Annotated in this window: 16 protein-coding genes; 13 read left to right on the top strand and 3 right to left on the bottom strand. The window is 66.5% G+C overall.

Going from position 1 to position 15,452, the window contains the following annotated elements:
* Positions 1-170 precede the first annotated feature (170 nt).
* The gene (locus IM816_RS11600) at positions 171-1,970 is read right to left on the bottom strand and encodes an aminopeptidase P family protein (protein WP_250338193.1); all 1,800 of its coding nucleotides are present in this window, start codon (positions 1,968-1,970) and stop codon (positions 171-173) included.
* Positions 1,971-2,144: 174 nt separating this feature from the next.
* Here IM816_RS11600 and pyrG point away from each other — a divergent pair, with 174 nt between their 5' ends.
* From pyrG to truD, 9 genes are all read left to right on the top strand, one after another.
* Entirely contained in the window at positions 2,145-3,824 is a 1,680-nt protein-coding gene (pyrG, locus tag IM816_RS11595) for a CTP synthase (RefSeq protein WP_250338192.1), read from the top strand.
* Positions 3,821-4,651, top strand: a complete 831-nt coding sequence (kdsA, locus tag IM816_RS11590; protein WP_250338191.1) for a 3-deoxy-8-phosphooctulonate synthase — start codon at positions 3,821-3,823, stop codon at positions 4,649-4,651. Before pyrG ends, kdsA begins: the two co-directional genes overlap by 4 nt.
* Positions 4,652-4,745: 94 nt before the next feature.
* Positions 4,746-5,129 carry a DUF6142 family protein gene (locus IM816_RS11585; protein ID WP_250338190.1) on the top strand — a complete coding sequence of 128 codons (384 nt, stop codon included), beginning with the start codon at positions 4,746-4,748 and terminating at the stop codon, positions 5,127-5,129.
* A gap of 10 nt (positions 5,130-5,139) precedes the next feature.
* A complete protein-coding gene (eno, locus tag IM816_RS11580; protein ID WP_250338189.1) occupies positions 5,140-6,438 on the top strand; it encodes a phosphopyruvate hydratase in 1,299 nt (432 codons plus the stop codon).
* An 8-nt stretch (positions 6,439-6,446) separates the two neighbouring features.
* The gene (gene ftsB, locus IM816_RS11575; protein ID WP_250338188.1) at positions 6,447-6,791 is read left to right on the top strand and encodes a cell division protein FtsB; all 345 of its coding nucleotides are present in this window, start codon (positions 6,447-6,449) and stop codon (positions 6,789-6,791) included.
* A complete protein-coding gene (ispD, locus tag IM816_RS11570) occupies positions 6,791-7,480 on the top strand; it encodes a 2-C-methyl-D-erythritol 4-phosphate cytidylyltransferase (RefSeq protein WP_072321405.1) in 690 nt (229 codons plus the stop codon). The genes ftsB and ispD overlap by 1 nt, the downstream gene beginning before the upstream one ends.
* Entirely contained in the window at positions 7,480-7,953 is a 474-nt protein-coding gene (gene ispF / locus IM816_RS11565; protein WP_256470162.1) for a 2-C-methyl-D-erythritol 2,4-cyclodiphosphate synthase, read from the top strand. The genes ispD and ispF overlap by 1 nt, the downstream gene beginning before the upstream one ends.
* On the top strand, positions 7,950-9,377 hold the full coding sequence (gene mgtE, locus IM816_RS11560) for a magnesium transporter (RefSeq protein WP_250338187.1): 1,428 nt from the start codon (positions 7,950-7,952) through the stop codon (positions 9,375-9,377). The genes ispF and mgtE overlap by 4 nt, the downstream gene beginning before the upstream one ends.
* 19 nt (positions 9,378-9,396) lie before the next feature.
* Positions 9,397-10,410, top strand: a complete 1,014-nt coding sequence (gene truD, locus IM816_RS11555; protein WP_250338186.1) for a tRNA pseudouridine(13) synthase TruD — start codon at positions 9,397-9,399, stop codon at positions 10,408-10,410.
* 235 nt (positions 10,411-10,645) lie between these two features.
* Here the strand turns inward: truD and IM816_RS11550 are convergent, their stop codons facing one another.
* Entirely contained in the window at positions 10,646-11,188 is a 543-nt protein-coding gene (locus IM816_RS11550) for a Smr/MutS family protein (protein WP_250338185.1), read from the bottom strand.
* 165 nt (positions 11,189-11,353) lie between these two features.
* On the opposite strand from IM816_RS11550, the gene surE reads away from it, so the two are divergent.
* Genes surE through IM816_RS11530 form a run of 4 tightly spaced genes read left to right on the top strand, consistent with a single transcriptional unit; the run spans position 11,354 to position 14,494 of the window.
* On the top strand, positions 11,354-12,136 hold the full coding sequence (gene surE / locus IM816_RS11545; RefSeq protein ID WP_250338184.1) for a 5'/3'-nucleotidase SurE: 783 nt from the start codon (positions 11,354-11,356) through the stop codon (positions 12,134-12,136).
* Between the two features lies 1 nt (position 12,137).
* Positions 12,138-12,821 (top strand): protein-L-isoaspartate(D-aspartate) O-methyltransferase, encoded by a 684-nt coding sequence (locus IM816_RS11540; protein ID WP_250338183.1) that lies wholly within the window; start codon positions 12,138-12,140, stop codon positions 12,819-12,821.
* Between the two features lie 42 nt (positions 12,822-12,863).
* Complete coding sequence (locus IM816_RS11535; RefSeq protein WP_072321399.1) at positions 12,864-13,472, top strand: YqaA family protein; 609 nt, start codon at positions 12,864-12,866, stop codon at positions 13,470-13,472.
* Between the two features lie 23 nt (positions 13,473-13,495).
* Positions 13,496-14,494 carry a peptidoglycan DD-metalloendopeptidase family protein gene (locus tag IM816_RS11530; protein WP_250338182.1) on the top strand — a complete coding sequence of 333 codons (999 nt, stop codon included), beginning with the start codon at positions 13,496-13,498 and terminating at the stop codon, positions 14,492-14,494.
* A 10-nt stretch (positions 14,495-14,504) separates the two neighbouring features.
* Here IM816_RS11530 and panE read toward each other — a convergent pair whose 3' ends face one another.
* Positions 14,505-15,449, bottom strand: a complete 945-nt coding sequence (gene panE, locus IM816_RS11525; RefSeq protein ID WP_250338181.1) for a 2-dehydropantoate 2-reductase — start codon at positions 15,447-15,449, stop codon at positions 14,505-14,507.
* Positions 15,450-15,452 lie beyond the last annotated feature (3 nt).

The following is a 15,452-nucleotide window of genomic DNA, read 5'->3' as shown; positions in this document are numbered from 1 at the left end:
GATAAGCCAACGAAGCGGTGTAGCGGCAAGGCAAGCTCCCATCGCCAGCAGGCTGGCTCCCACCGGCAAGTAGTCCCCACTGGCAAGTGGTCCCACCGGCAAGTAGTCCCCACCCGGAATTTCCCTCGCCGCATGGTGGCTTCCACCGCTGGGGCGCGTTGCAAGGGGGATCACAGCGGCGCGCAGTGCCACTCGAGCCATTCGCGATCGGCGCCATCGAGCAGCGGCGACAGGGCAGCCCGCACCGTGGCGTGGTAGTCGTCCAACCACGCGCGCTCGGACGGTTCCAGCAGCCGCGGTTCGAGTGCGCGCCGGTCGAACGGGCAGAGTGTCAGGGTCTCGAACGCGTAGAACTCGCCGAACTCGGTGCTGTCGGCCTGGGTCACCACGGCCAGGTTCTCATGGCGGATGCCGTAACGGCCCGGTTTGTACAGCCCCGGCTCGATCGACGTGATCATGCCGGTTTCCAGCGGCACCAGTGCGCCGCCCGCGACGGGCGGACGGATGCCGTGCGGGCCCTCATGCACGTTGAGGAAGTAGCCCACGCCGTGGCCGGTGCCGTGGCCGAAATCCATACCGGCGGCCCACAGCGGCGCCCGTGCCAAGGCATCCAGTTGCGGGCCGCTGGCACCCTTGGGGAAGCGAGCGCGGGACAGCGCGATCATGCCCTTCAGCACGAGGGTGGAGTCACGCCGCTGTTCGTCCGTCACCGGGCCCAGGGCCAGCATCCGCGTGATGTCGGTGGTGCCGCCCAGGTACTGGCCGCCCGAATCCACCAGCAGCAGCCCCTTCGCGGCAAGCGCGCTGAAGCCCGCTTCGGTGGCCCGGTAGTGGGGCAGCGCGCCGTTTGCTTCGTAGCCGGCGATGGTCGAAAAGCTCTCGCCGACGAACCCGGTCTGTGCCGCACGCGCCTCGCGGACGATGGTGTCCACGTCCAGTTCGCTCAGTGGCTCACCAGCGGCGAGGCCGATCTCGATGCGGCGGAAGGCGCGCACGAGCGCGGCGCCATCGCGCCGCATCGCATCGCGGATGTGGTCCAGTTCTTCCGGGGTCTTGCGCGCTTTCTGCGCCGTGGACGGATTCGCCGCCCGAACATGCTTGACGCTGGCCGGCACGCCTTCCAGCAGCGCGACGACGACGCGGGCCGGGTCGTACAGCAGCGTGGCCTCGTCCGGCAGAGCGGCAATCGCGGACGCGGCGGTGGCGTAGTCGGCCAGCGAGATCCCATCGGCGGCCAGCGCCGCTTTCACGTCGGCAGGCACCTTGGCCGCGTCGACGAACAAGGTGGCGCCCGCATCGCCGATCAGCAGGTGGGCCAGGAACACCGGGTTGTACTCGACGTCGGCGCCGCGCAGGTTGGTCAGCCAGGCGATGTCGTCCAGGCTCGACAACAGGTGATGTGTGGCGCCGGCCTTGCGCATCGCCGTACGCACGTGGCGCAGCTTGTCGGCACGTTCGACCGTGGCGAACGGCGCGCCATGCGCGAACACGGGCGCCGCCGGGCGGGAGGGGCGGTCGTCCCAGGCAACGCTCGGCAGGTCGAGGTCGGTGCGCAGCGTGGCGCCGACGGCCTCCAGCCTTTTCGCCAAGCCCTCCGCGCCGGCCACGGAGAGGCTGTCGCCTGCCACGGCCACCACGTCGCCGGTTTCCAGCTGGTCGGCCAGCCAGGCCACGTGCTCCGGCGTGTGCGCCACGTTCAGTTTCATCAGCGGCAGGCCGCTTCCCGCCAGTTCGGCCTCGGCCTGGGAGAAATAGCGGGAATCGGTCCATAGGCCACCCCCGGTCGTGGTGACGACCAGCGTGCCGGCCGACCCGGTGAAACCGGAATAGCGCTCGCGGGCCTTCCAGCGCGGCGGCAGGTACTCCGAAAGATGCGGGTCGGCCGAGGGGACGACGACGGCGGCGACACCTTCGCGGGCCATGGCGGCGCGAAGCGATTGGAGACGGGAGGCGATCGGGGATGCGTTCATCGCCCCATGGTAGCGAGAGAAACGCCGGTGGGAAGCGCGCGGGCGGCTGACTGGGCACCGGATCGAGCCGGCGAGCGCCCCGCGACGCATCGCCGCTGGCGGTATCGTTCAGGTGCCACTCGCGAGCGGCGCGCCGCTTAGGTAAAATACAAATTTCCAGCACTGGCTGCTCGCATGACTCCCCTGATTTTCGTGACCGGCGGTGTGGTGTCTTCCCTCGGGAAAGGCATCGCGGCGGCGTCGCTCGCCTCCATTCTCGAGGCGCGCGGTCTTTCCGTGACCATGATGAAGCTCGATCCGTACATCAACGTGGATCCGGGCACCATGAGTCCCTTCCAGCACGGTGAGGTCTACGTCACCGACGATGGTGCGGAGACGGACCTCGACCTGGGCCACTATGAGCGCTTCGTCCGCACGCGCCTGACCGGCAAGAACTCCATCACGGCCGGCAAGATCTACGAATCGGTGATCCGCAAGGAGCGCCGCGGCGATTACCTCGGCGCCACCGTGCAGGTCATTCCGCACATCACCGACGAGATCAAGCACTCGATCCACGAAGCCACACGCGGCTTCGACGTGGCGCTGGTGGAAATCGGCGGCACCGTCGGCGACATCGAGTCGCTGCCGTTCCTGGAGGCCATCCGCCAGTTGCGCATCGAGCATGGTCCGGAGAAGTGCATGTTCGTGCACCTTACCCTGGTGCCGTATATCAAGGCAGCGGGCGAGATCAAGACCAAGCCGACCCAGCACTCGGTGAAGGAGTTGCGCTCGATCGGTATCCAGCCCGACGTGCTGCTCTGCCGCTGCGAAGAGCCGCTGCCGGACGGCGAGCGTCACAAGATCGCGCTCTTTACCAACGTGCCGAAGAACGCCGTCATCAGCACGATCGACGTCGACATCATCTACAAGCTGCCCATGTGGTTGCACGAGCAGGGCCTCGACGAACTGGTCATCAAGCGTCTCGGCCTCGATGCCGGCCCGGCCGACCTGTCCAGTTGGGAGCGCACGGTGGAAGCCGTGGAGCACCCGCGTGACGAGATCACCGTTGCCATCGTCGGCAAGTACGTGGAGCACAAGGACGCCTATAAGTCCCTGGGCGAGGCGCTGCGCCACGGCGGCATCAAGCAATCCACGCGGGTCAACCTGCGCTGGGTCGATTCCGAAGACGTCGAGGCGCGTGGCGCCCGCACCGTGCTCGGCGACGCCGACGCGATCCTCGTACCGGGCGGCTTCGGCAAGCGCGGTTTCGAAGGCAAGATCCTCGCTGCGCAGTTCGCTCGCGAGGCAGGCGTGCCGTACTTCGGCATCTGCTACGGCATGCATGCCGCGGTGGTCGAGTTCGCGCGCAACACCGCGGGCCTGACTCAGGCCGATTCCAGCGAGAACGATCGCAACACGCCGGACCCGGTCATCGCGCTCATCACCGAGTGGACCACCGCCAGCGGCGAGACCGAGATACGCACCGAGCGCTCCGATCTCGGCGGCACCATGCGGCTCGGCGCGCAGGAGTGCCGCCTCAAGGCCGGTACGCTCGCCCGCGAACTCTATGGCGAAGACGTGGTGCGCGAGCGCCATCGTCATCGTTACGAGTTCAACAATCGCTATCGCCAGTCGTTCGAGGATCTGGGCCTCGTGATCTCGGGCAAGTCGATGGACGACCTGCTGGTGGAAATCGTCGAGTTGCCGCGCCAGGTCCACCCGTGGTTCCTCGGTTGCCAGGCGCATCCGGAATTCACCTCCACGCCGCGCGAAGGGCATCCGCTGTTCATCGGATTCGTCCGTGCCGCGCGCGAATACAAGGCCGTCCGTGACGGCGAAAAACTGGCCGCCCGTTCCGAGGAGTCTGCCGCATGAAGCTTTGTGGTTTCGAAGCCGGTCTCGACCAGCCCCTGTTCGTCATTGCTGGCCCCTGCGTCATCGAGTCGATGCAACTGCAGCTCGACGTCGCCGGTAAGTTGAAGGAAATCACCGATCGATTGGGCATCCACTTCATCTTCAAGTCGAGCTTCGACAAGGCCAACCGTTCGTCCGGCTCCAGCTTCCGCGGTCCCGGTATGGAAGAAGGCCTCAAGGTGCTCGAGGCGGTGAAGAAGCAGATCGGTGTGCCGGTTCTCACCGACGTGCACGAATACACGCCGATGAACGAAGTGGCGGCTGTTGTCGACGTGCTGCAGACACCGGCCTTTCTCGCCCGACAGACCGACTTCATCCAGAACGTGGCGCGCGCCGGCAAGCCGGTGAACATCAAGAAGGGCCAGTTCCTCGCGCCGTGGGACATGAAGAACGTGGTGCAGAAGGCGTTCGACGTGGGCAACCACGACATCATGGTCTGCGAGCGTGGTGCCAGTTTCGGCTACAACAATCTGGTATCCGATATGCGTTCGCTCGCCGTGATGCGTGAAACCGGTTGCCCGGTGGTCTTCGACGCCACCCACTCGGTGCAGTTGCCGGGCGGGCAGGGCACCAGCTCCGGCGGCCAGCGCGAATTCGTTCCCGTGCTGGCCCGCGCGGCAGTGGCCGTCGGCATCGCCGGTCTGTTCGCCGAAACCCACCCCGATCCGTCCAAGGCGCTGAGCGACGGCCCGAACGCCTGGCCGCTCGACCAGATGGAAGAGTTGCTCGAGACCCTGATGGAACTCGACCAGGCCGTAAAGCGCCGCGGGTTCGCCCATCACGCTTGATCGCTCCCGCGGGACGGTATGATTGACGGGATCCGGCGCCCTTCGCGCCGGCACCCAACAGTGGAGCCGCGAGGCTCCCGGGGAGACGGGCCGGATGACAGATGACAACGGGATCGACGACGTCGGCGTGTCGCGCCAACGTGCGGCACGCATGCCGCAGTCCGGTCACGGTATCGCGTCGTTCGCCATCGCCCTGGTTTCCGGCGCTGCGGTCTTCACGGGCATCGCGTTTTCCGCCCTGCTCGTCAGCGCCGGGGAAGCGGGGCAAAACCTCCTCGTCTTCGGGCTCATCGGCCTCGTGCTCTGTTTCTTTCTGGCGCTGTCGCTCGCTGGGTTGATCCTCGGCTTCATCGCCGTGCGCCGCCAGGACCGCCGTCGCACCTTCGGTGCGATCGGGCTCGGGCTCAATGCATTCATCCTCGTCGGTACCGCCGGTCTCGTGCTGGTCGGCACCTTCTTCAGTCATTCCAACTCGTAACGGGAAGCGCATGACCACGTCCATCACCACCATTCACGCTCGCGAAATCCTCGATTCCCGCGGCAATCCCACCCTCGAAGCCGAGGTCACCCTGGCCGACGGTTCGTTCGGCCGTGCCGCCGTACCCAGCGGCGCCTCCACGGGCACGCGCGAGGCAGTCGAGCTGCGCGACGGCGACAAGAGCCGCTACGGCGGCAAGGGCGTGAAGAACGCGGTGGCGAACGTCAACACCACCATCGCCAAGGCACTCGACGGCTTCGACGCCGCCGACCAGAAGGGGCTCGATGCGAAGTTGATCGCCCTCGACGGCACCGACAACAAGGGCAAGCTCGGCGCCAACGCGCTGCTTGGTGTGTCCATGGCCGCGGCCCATGCCGTCGCAGCGTCGCGCAAGCAGCCGTTGTGGCAGTACCTGATGGTGGATGGTGGCGGTTCGCTGCCGGTGCCGATGATGAACATCATCAACGGCGGCGCGCATGCCGACAACAACGTCGACGTGCAGGAATTCATGGTGCTGCCGGTGGGCGCGCCGAGCTTCGCCGAGGCGCTGCGTTACGGTGCGGAGATCTTCCACGCGCTGAAGTCGGTGCTGAAAGGCCGCGGCCTCAACACGGCGGTGGGTGACGAAGGCGGCTTCGCCCCGAACCTCAAGTCCAATGTCGAAGCGCTCGACACGATCCTGGAAGCGGTGAACAAGGCAGGCTACAAGGTCGGCAGCGACATCCTGCTCGGCCTCGACGTCGCCAGCTCCGAGTTCTTCAAGGACGGCAAGTACGATCTCGAAGGCGAGGGCAAGGTGTTCACGCCGGAGCAATGGGTGAACACGCTGGCCTCGTGGTCGAAGCAGTACCCGATCGTCACGATCGAGGACGGCATGGCCGAAGGCGATTGGGCCGGCTGGGCGCACCTCACCAAGGCCATCGGCGAAGGCATCCAGCTCGTCGGCGACGACCTGTTCGTGACCAACCCGAAGATCTTCGCCGAAGGCATCGAAAAGAAGATCGCCAACGCCATCCTGATCAAGGTCAACCAGATCGGCACGCTGTCCGAGACGCTGGAAGCCATCGCCATGGCGGATCGCGCGAAGTACGCGGCTATCGTCTCGCATCGCTCCGGCGAAACCGAAGACACCACGATCTCCGACATCGCCGTAGCCACCACCGCGACGCAGATCAAGACCGGTTCGCTGTGCCGCACCGATCGCGTGGCCAAGTACAACCAGCTTCTGCGCATCGAAGAAGCGCTGGGTGCCAAGGCCCGCTACGCCGGCCGCAACGCATTCCCCAGCCTTTCGAAGCTGCCCGGCTGAGTCGTGCCTTGAGCAACGCGGCACTCCTGCGCTGGATCGGCCTGATCCTCGTCATCGTCCTCATCGCGCTGCAGCTCAAGCTGTGGGTCGGCGGTGGGGGCATGGCCGAGGTCGATTCGCTGCGCGAGTCGGTCAAGAAACAGGCCGATGAAAACGAGTTGCTGCAGAAGCGCAACCAGGCCCTGGCGGCGGACGTCGAGGATCTGAAGCACGGCGAGCAGGCGACGGAAGCGCGTGCGCGCCAGGAACTGGGTCTCGTCAAGCCGGGCGAGACGTTCTACCAGGTGGTGGAGCCGGGGGCCGCGACCAGCGTACCGCCGCCTCCGCCGCCCGTCGCTCCCGGCGGCCAGTGATGGATGCGCTGTGGTGCGTGTTGCCGGCGGCTGGCAAGGGCGTCCGGGCGGGCGGCGATCGGCCGAAGCAATACCAGCTGATCGACGGCCGGCCGATGCTCGATCACACGCTTGAACGGCTGTCCGCGCATCCGCGCATCGCCGGTTTCATGGTGGTGATCGCGGCGGACGACCGGCATTTTGGTGCCATGGATTCGATCGGCGGTAAGCCGCTCAAGACCGCCATCGGCGGCGGCGAGCGCAGCGACTCCGTGCTCGCCGGACTGATGGCCTTGCCGGCTTCCGTCGGCGACAACGACTTCGTGCTGGTGCATGACGCGGCGCGGCCGTGCGTGCGACTCGACGACATCACCCGCCTGATCGAACGTGCTGGCCCCGTTGGCGGCGGTCTGCTGGGTGCGCCTTTGCGGGACACGCTCAAGCGTGCCGACGCCGAGTGTCACAGCGTCGCCACGGAACCGCGCGAAGGTCGCTGGCGGGCGTTTACGCCGCAGATGTTCCGCCGGAGTGACCTGATGCGTGCACTTCGTCTTGCCGCGGAGGCCGGTATCGTACCGGGCGACGAGGCGATGGCGATGGAACGGGCAGGCGCATCGCCGCTGCTGGTGGAAGGATCGGAAGACAACATCAAGGTGACGACGCCCGCGGATTTCGCGTTGGCAGAGTTCCTGCTCAGGAGGACACGGTAGTGCGCATCGGCCAGGGATTCGACGTTCACGCTTTCGGCGAAGGCGACCACGTGATGCTGGGTGGCGTGCGCGTGCCGCACGCCAGGGGCGTGCTCGCTCACTCGGACGGCGACGTGGTGCTGCATGCCTTGTGCGACGCCTTGCTCGGCGCGCTGGCGCTGGGCGACATCGGTAAGCATTTCCCGCCGTCCGACGAGACCTGGCGCGGGGCGGACAGCCGCCAGTTCGTTCGCGCCGTCGCAGCGATGCTCGCCGAGCGCGGCTACGTGCTCGGCAATGCGGATATCACGGTGATCTGCGAAGCGCCGAAGGTCGGCCCGCACGCGCAGGCCATCCGTGAGGTGATTGCCACGGACCTCGGCGTCGAGCTGGACCGCATCAGCGTCAAGGCCACCACGACCGAGACGCTCGGCTTCACCGGGCGTCGCGAAGGCATCGCCGCGCTCGCCACGGTGCTGGTCGTGCGCCCATGAGCGAGATCGAAGCGCGCGCCTCTACGCCTCGCCTGCACGACAGGCTGGAGGCGATCACGGATCTGTTGCGTCGTCGCGAAGGTCTGCTTGCCTTCGCGGGCGCCGCGCCTGAGACCGACGACGCCGCGCTGAATGCCACGGACGCGGAACTCCAGGTGCGTCTCGACGAACTGCACCCGGCGGACCTCGCCGACGTGCTCGAATCCTTGCCGTTGCACGACCGCCTCGCGGTCTGGCAGCGCGTGCGCTCCGATCGCGACGGCGACATTCTTCTTGAGGTATCCGACTCCGTTCGCGAATCGTTGATCGCGGACATGGACGATCGCGAGATTCTCGCCGCCGTCGAACCGCTCGATGCCGACGAACTCGCCGACCTCGTCGACGATCTGCCGACCGAGGTGCTGCCTGAGCTGATGGCGAGCCTCGACGCGCAGGAGCGCGAGCGCGTGCAGGCGGCCATGTCCTACGAGGACGACCAGGTCGGCGCGCTGATGGACTTCGACATGGTCACCATCCGCGAGGACATCAGCCTCGAGGTGGTATTGCGCTACCTGCGCCGCTTTGACGAATTGCCCGCGCAGACCGACAAGTTGTTCGTCGTCAACGCCGATAACGTGCTGACCGGCGTCCTTCCGTTGCATTGGCTGCTGGTGAACTCGCCGGAGAAGATGGTCCGCGAGATCATGGCGCCGGACGTAAACACGTTCCATCCCGAAGACGACGCGTACGACGTGGCGCAGGCCTTCGAGCGCTACGACCTCGTTACCGCACCGGTCGTCGATGCGCACCAGCGTTTGATCGGCCGTATCGCCGTCGATGCCATGCTCGACTTCATCCGCGAGGAGAGCGAGACCGAGGCGCTGTCACGCGGCGGTCTGCGCGAGGAAGAGGATATCTTCGCCTCCGTGTGGAAATCCGTGCGCAATCGCTGGGCGTGGCTCGCGATCAATCTGGTCACGGCGTTCATTGCGTCGCGTGTGATCGGTCTCTTCGAGCACTCCATCGAAAAGCTGGTGGCGCTCGCGACACTGATGCCGATCGTCGCCGGTATCGGCGGCAACTCGGGCAATCAGACCATCACCATGATCGTGCGCGCCATGGCGCTGGAACAGATCGGCGTGGCACAGGTGAAACGTCTCTGGCGCAAGGAGCTGGGCGTAGCGCTGGTCAACGGCATCGTGTGGGGTGGCGCCATCGGTACCGTGGCGTGGCTGCTCTACGGCAGCGCGTCGCTCGGGCTGGTGATGACCGCGGCGATGACCTTGAATCTTCTCCTCGCGGCGTTCATGGGCGTCGCCATCCCCATGCTGATGACCAAGATGGGGCGCGATCCGGCCCTTGGCTCCAGTGTGCTCATCACGGCGATGACCGACAGCGGCGGCTTCTTCATCTTCCTCGGCCTGGCCACGGTCTTCCTGCTTTAGAGACACCCTGAGTACCCCCATGACCGACAACGAACTCCCTTTCGCCTTTGGCGAGCCTCCGCTGCGCGCGCATCTGCGTACCCAGCCCGAAGACTTCTTCGTGGAGGAGATCCTCGGCTACGAGGCCGACGGCACAGGCGAGCACGCCTTTCTGCGCGTGGAAAAGCGCGGAGCGAACACCGACTGGGTGGCGCGCGAGCTGGCGAAGTTCGCCGGTACCGCTCCGATGAACGTCGGTTACGCAGGCATGAAGGATCGCCACGCGGTCACCCGCCAGGTGTTCACGGTGCAGTTGCCTGGGCGGGCCGATCCCGACTGGTCCGCGTTCCCGCATGCCGACGTGCGTGTGGAATCCCTCGGCCGGCATTCGCGCAAGATCAAGCGCGGCGCGCTGCGCGGCAATCGTTTCGTGCTCGTCTTGCGCGAACTCGACGGCGATCGCGCGGCGGCGGAAACGCGCCTGCGCCAGATCGCCGAACATGGTGTGCCGAACTACTTCGGCGAACAGCGCTTCGGACTGGGTGGCAACAACGTTGCGCAGGCAAGGGCGATGTTCGGTGGCCGTCGCGTCGATCGCGACAAGCGTTCGATCCTGCTTTCGGCCGCGCGCTCGCACATCTTCAACGGCGTGCTGGCCGAGCGCGTTATCTCGGGCACGTGGAATGCGCCGATGGATGGTGAGATCTGGTCGCTCGAAGGCTCGCGTTCCTGGTTCGGCCCCGAGCCGTTCTCCGATGCGCTGGCTGAGCGCTTGGCCCGTTTCGATATTCATCCGTCCGGCCCGCTGTGGGGACGCGGCGAAACGCCCGCCGCCGATGCCGCGGGCGACTTGGAACGCGCCGTGGCCGCGCGCGACGAGGATCTTGCCAAGGGCCTCGCCGATGCACGCATGGATCAGGAGCGCCGCGCGCTGCGCCTGCAACCGCGCGAGTTCGCCTGGCGATGGCTCGACGGCGACGCGCTGGAGGTTTCCTTCGGCCTGCCGGCCGGCGCATACGCCACCACGGTGATCCGCGAACTGGCCGTTACCTGACCGCCTCCGCCCGCTGTAGTTGCGAAAGCGGCTCTCTCAGCCATTCGCGAGCGAGCTTGACGGTGGGAGCCATCCTGATGGCGATGGGAGCTTGCTGGTGGGAGCCAGCCTGCTGGCGATGGGAGCTTGCCTCGCGGCTATATCGCTTCGTTGGCTTTTCGCCACCAGGGTGGCTCCTACCTTTGCTTCGGGGGCTTCTCGCCGCTATAGCGGCTCCCACAAAGGTGGCGGGGTGTCACGCTTTCAGCAGCACCACTACCGCGCCGGTGCCGCCTTGCATGGGTCGTGCGGACGCGAACGCCACCACGTCGTCACGGCGGCGCAGGAGACGATCGGTAAGTCCTTTCAACACCGGGCCGCCCGCTTTGGAGCGGAGTCCCTTGCCGTGGATGATGCGCACGCAGCGCAGGCCATCGTGGCGGCATTCGGCGAGAAACTCCGCGATGGTGAGTTGGGCCGCGGCGGCGTTCATCTGGTGCAGGTCGACATCGGCCTGGATGCTGAACTGGCCGCGCTTGAGCTGCTTCAAGACTTTTGGCGGGTAGCCGTCGCGCAGGTACGAGAGTTCTTCGCCCACCTCCAGATCGGCGGGATCGTAGTCGAAGACCAACAACTCGGCGGGTACGGCCGCCTCGTCGGCATCGCGCATGTGCGGATGCGGTTCGGGGCGTGGCTTCTCCGGCACCGTTTCCGTGACGAGCATGGGGCGCACGTCGCCGATGGCCTCGCGAAAGAGACGGCTATCGTCCTCGTTGACCTTGGGCGGGCGTCGCGTCATGCCACCATCCTACGGGATGCCTTGCTGGATGTGGCGGCTTACGCGTGGCTGGTTGTGGGGCGTGTCCGGGTTCCGTGAATCCCGCTGCCCGGTCCGGTAGACTTGGCCGGTCGGGCGGCTCAATGACGATGGGGCCGCCGCACCCGATTTTCGATCTGGATCAGCATGCAAGTTCTGGTTAGCAACGACGACGGCGTGGAGGCTCCTGGCATCCAGGTGCTGGCCGAGCGCCTCGCCGAATTCGGCACGGTGACGGTCGTGGCACCGGACCGTGACCGTTCGGGCGCGAGCAACTCCCTCACTCTCGATTCGCCGATCCGGGTGAAGCGCCTCGACCCGAGCACGTACCGGGTCGCTGGCACGCCGACCGACTGCGTGCATCTGGCGCTGTCCGGTCTGCTGGCGCATGAGATCGACATCGTCGTTTCCGGCATCAACAACTGCGCCAACCTCGGCGACGACGTTATCTACTCCGGTACGGTCTCCGCCGCGATGGAAGGCCGCTTCCTCGGTCTGCCCGCGATAGCCGTGTCGCTCGTCACGCGCGACGACAGCGGCCGGCATTTCGACACCGCCGCCCATGCCGTGCTCATGCTGATGCGCCGCCTCATCGTCGATCCGCTGCCCGCCGACACCATTCTCAACGTGAACGTGCCGGATCTGCCCTGGGAGCGCGTGCGCGGTTTCGAAGTCACGCGCCTGGGCAAGCGCCACCGCTCGGCGCCCGCCGTTCGCGCACTGGACCCGCGCGGCCGCGAAATGTGGTGGATCGGCCCGCCGGGCGAGATCGACGACGACGGCCCTGGTACCGATTTCGATGCCGTGCGCCGCGGCTATGTTTCCGTGACGCCGATTCACACCGACCTCACGCGCGTGCAGGCGCTGGAAAAGGTCAGCGGCTGGATGTTGCCGCTCTCGGCGGCAATGAATGGCGAGGAGGCGGCCTGACATGGTGAACATGCATGCGCTTCCGCCATCCGCGTTGCGCGGCGAAGGCATGACTTCGCAACGGGCACGCGATCGGCTTGTGGCGAAGCTTGCGGAAGAGGGCATTCGCGACGAGCGCGTGCTCGAAGTGATCCGCCAGTTGCCTCGCCATCACTTCATCGACCAGGCGCTGCACTCGCGTGCCTACGAGAACACCGCGCTCCCGATCGGGCACGGACAGACCATTTCGCAGCCTTACATCGTGGCGCGGATGACCGAGGCGCTGATCGAGCACGGGGTGCCCGAGCGCGTCCTGGAAATCGGTACCGGCTCGGGTTACCAGGCCGCGGTGCTCGCAGGCGTGGTGCCCACGGTCTACACCGTGGAGCGCATCGAAGAACTGCTGCGTCAGGCACGCCGTCGCTTCCGTCAGCTAGGCATCGAAAACCTGCGCTCGCGGCACGATGACGGCAAGCTCGGCTGGGAATCCGATGCCCCATTCGACGGCATCATCCTTACGGCTGCCGGCGATCGCATCCCGACCCGGCTGCTGGATCAGCTCAAGCCCGGCGGTGTTCTCGTGGCGCCGGTGGGCAGTCCGAGCCAGCAGGTGCTGGTGCGTCTGCGCAAGGACGAGCAGGGTGCGGTAACCCGCGAGGATCTCTGCGCGGTGAGCTTCGTGCCCTTGCTTGGCGGCATCGGCTGATGCCGCCGCACGTTTAGTCAACTCTTCAAGGAAACCCGCCGCATGCGGATGTTCGCTTCGCTCTACGAGCGCGCCATCGTCTGGGCACGCCACCGTCACGCGGTCCGCTACCTGGCCGGGCTTTCCTTCGTGGAAGCCTTTATCTTCCCGGTCATGCCGGAGGTGATGCTGGCGCCGATGATGCTGGCGGAACCGCGCAAGGCGTTCCGTTTCGCCAACTGGAGCCTGCTGTTCTCGTTGCTCGGCTCGCTGGTGGGCTATGCGCTGGGTCACTTCGCCTACGAGGCGCTGAAGCCGCTGCTCGAATCGCTGCACCTGCTGGCACCCATCCAGAAGGGCGTGGAGAACCTGCGCCAGGACATGCAGGCGCATTCGCTGGGCCTGTACATCGTGCTGGCGATGGCGGCGCTGCAGCCCGTGGTGCCGATGAAGTTCGTGACCTGGGCCTCGGGCATCGTGGGCGTGCCGTTCCTGCCGTTCCTCCTGTGCATGCTGATCGGCCGCGGCAAGCGGGTGTGGCTGCTTGCCTTGCTGATTCGAATCTTCGGTGAACGCGCCGAACAGATGCTGCGTAAACACATCGAGTGGATAGGTTGGGCTGTTATCGTAGCCCTCGTCCTGCTTGCCGCCTGGTGGTTCTTGTTGCGATGAGTGACCGTGAAGGGAGATCCGCGATGCTCACGATCCGTCCGCTTGCCCTGATTGCCGTCGTGGCGGCTGCGGGTGTGCTTGCTGGATGCGACCTCACCCGTAGCTCGGTCGTCGTCACGCGCAGTCCGGGGAGCACATACACGACCACGCGCGTACCGTCGCCGCCGCCACCGCCCGGGGGCAGCTACCGGGTCACGAAGGGCGACACGCTCTATAGCATTGCGTTCCGCAACAAGGTGGACTTCCGCGACCTCGCGAGCTGGAACGGCATTGCCTCGCCCTACACGATCTGGCCGGGTCAGGATTTGCGCCTGTCGCCGCCGGGCCGCGATACGAAGGCCGCGCCTGCCGCGACGCAGGTCGCACCAGTGGTCGCCGCTGCGGCGCCTGTGTCACCTGCCACGCATCCGGCTCCCTCGCCGGTCGTGCCGGTGAAGGAGCCTGCGTCGGCCCCGTCACCGTCGGCCGTGGCCATGGCGCCGGCTCCCGCGACGACGACCAACACCCCGGTCGTGGTGGCCGGCAAGCCGGGCGAATCGCTCGTGCCGCCGCCTCCCGCGCCCAGCGCCCCGGCCACACAGCCGCCCGCACCGGTCGAAAATCCGCCGGCTTCGACGCCGATCGTCGCCAGTGGTGCCACCCGCAGTGCGGGCGGCATCACCTGGCGCTGGCCGGCAGACGGCGCGCTGCTCAAGAAGTTCTCATCGAGCGACGCCATTCCCGGCATCGAGGTAGGTGGCAAGGCGGGCGATCCCGTGCGCGCGGCCGCCGACGGTGTCGTCGTCTACAGCGGCAATGGCCTGGTGGGTTATGGCGAACTCGTCATCATCAAGCACAGCGACAGCTTCTTGTCGGCCTATGGCCACAACCGCAAGCGTCTGGTGAAGGAAGGCGAGAAGGTGAAGGCAGGGCAGACGGTAGCCGAGATGGGTTCCACGGGCGCGACCCGGGACGAGCTGCAATTCCAGATTCGCCGCGACGGCAATCCGGTCGATCCGTTGCAGTATCTGCCGTCGAAGTGATGCTGCGCGCCTAGGGCGCGCGTGACTCGCGGGCGCGGCGCACGTCGAACGCCTGCAGGTGCGCGAATGCCACCTCCAGCAGGGGCGCTGCGATACCGGCATCGCGTGCCCGCCTCAGCATGTCGCCGATGATGTGATCGGATTCGATCCGTTGCCCTGACTCGAGGTCGCGCAGCATGGACGCCGTGAGCGGCGAATCCTCCTGGGTCAGCGTTTTCCAGGCGAACGCACGTGCGTTGTCGGGCACTGCGTGCCCTGACGCCCGTGCGACGGCAAGGCATTCCTCATAGGTGCGTTCGATAAGCACGCGCCCGTCGTCTGTCGCGACGATGTCGCCGACGCTGGCCCGGAACAGACACGTGGTAGCCGCAAGCGTGGCGAGAAACGAGAACTTTGCCCAGAGATCCCGCTGGATATCGCTGGAATGCGTGTGGTCGAGTTTGGCGGCCGCGAACACATCGGCGATGGCCGCGCAGCGGTTGTCCTGAAGCTGACCGTCGCGTTCGCCGAACGTGACCGACGCGCCGTTGCCGAAGTGGACGATCTCGCCGTGCGGGCCCTTCGCCGCACTGATGACGCACAGGCCGCCCAGCACGCGATCGGGACCGAAGCGTTTGTCGAGCATGGGGTAGTGCGCCAGCCCGTTGAGGATGGGCAGGATCACGGTGGCGTCGCCCACCGCGGGATCGATCGCTTCCATCGCGGCGTGCAGGTCATAGGCCTTGCAGGACAGCAGCACGAGGTCGAACGCACCCGCCTCGGACACGGTGTCCGCTGTGACGTGCTTTATCTGCACAGTCGCATCGCCGAAGGGGCTCAGGATGACCAGGCCCTTGTCGTCCAGCACCTTGGCGCGCTCGGGGCGAACCAGAAAGGTGACGTCCAGGCCCGCCTGGGCCATCCGGCCGCCGAAGTAGCCGCCTGTGCCGCCGGCACCGAGAACGAGAATGCGCATGGA

Origin of the sequence: Luteibacter flocculans (assembly GCF_023612255.1) — a bacterium.
Classification (GTDB): Bacteria; Pseudomonadota; Gammaproteobacteria; order Xanthomonadales; family Rhodanobacteraceae; genus Luteibacter; species Luteibacter flocculans.
Note: the sequence above shows the minus strand (reverse complement) of the source record. Positions and strands in the feature narration are given on the sequence as shown.

Bases quoted from the DNA above. Each gene is read 5' to 3' on its own strand.
- IM816_RS11585 (WP_250338190.1), top strand. From the start codon at position 4,746: ATGACAGATGACAACGGGATCGACGACGTCGGCGTGTCGCGCCAACGT.
- pyrG (WP_250338192.1), top strand. From the start codon at position 2,145: ATGACTCCCCTGATTTTCGTGACCGGCGGTGTGGTGTCTTCCCTCGGG.
- IM816_RS11600 (WP_250338193.1), bottom strand. From the start codon at position 1,970: ATGAACGCATCCCCGATCGCCTCCCGTCTCCAATCGCTTCGCGCCGCC.
- surE (WP_250338184.1), top strand. From the start codon at position 11,354: ATGCAAGTTCTGGTTAGCAACGACGACGGCGTGGAGGCTCCTGGCATC.
- kdsA (WP_250338191.1), top strand. From the start codon at position 3,821: ATGAAGCTTTGTGGTTTCGAAGCCGGTCTCGACCAGCCCCTGTTCGTC.
- IM816_RS11530 (WP_250338182.1), top strand. From the start codon at position 13,496: ATGCTCACGATCCGTCCGCTTGCCCTGATTGCCGTCGTGGCGGCTGCG.
- panE (WP_250338181.1), bottom strand. From the start codon at position 15,449: ATGCGCATTCTCGTTCTCGGTGCCGGCGGCACAGGCGGCTACTTCGGC.
- mgtE (WP_250338187.1), top strand. From the start codon at position 7,950: ATGAGCGAGATCGAAGCGCGCGCCTCTACGCCTCGCCTGCACGACAGG.
- ispD (WP_072321405.1), top strand. From the start codon at position 6,791: ATGGATGCGCTGTGGTGCGTGTTGCCGGCGGCTGGCAAGGGCGTCCGG.
- IM816_RS11540 (WP_250338183.1), top strand. From the start codon at position 12,138: ATGGTGAACATGCATGCGCTTCCGCCATCCGCGTTGCGCGGCGAAGGC.
- truD (WP_250338186.1), top strand. From the start codon at position 9,397: ATGACCGACAACGAACTCCCTTTCGCCTTTGGCGAGCCTCCGCTGCGC.
- eno (WP_250338189.1), top strand. From the start codon at position 5,140: ATGACCACGTCCATCACCACCATTCACGCTCGCGAAATCCTCGATTCC.
- IM816_RS11550 (WP_250338185.1), bottom strand. From the start codon at position 11,188: ATGACGCGACGCCCGCCCAAGGTCAACGAGGACGATAGCCGTCTCTTT.
- IM816_RS11535 (WP_072321399.1), top strand. From the start codon at position 12,864: ATGCGGATGTTCGCTTCGCTCTACGAGCGCGCCATCGTCTGGGCACGC.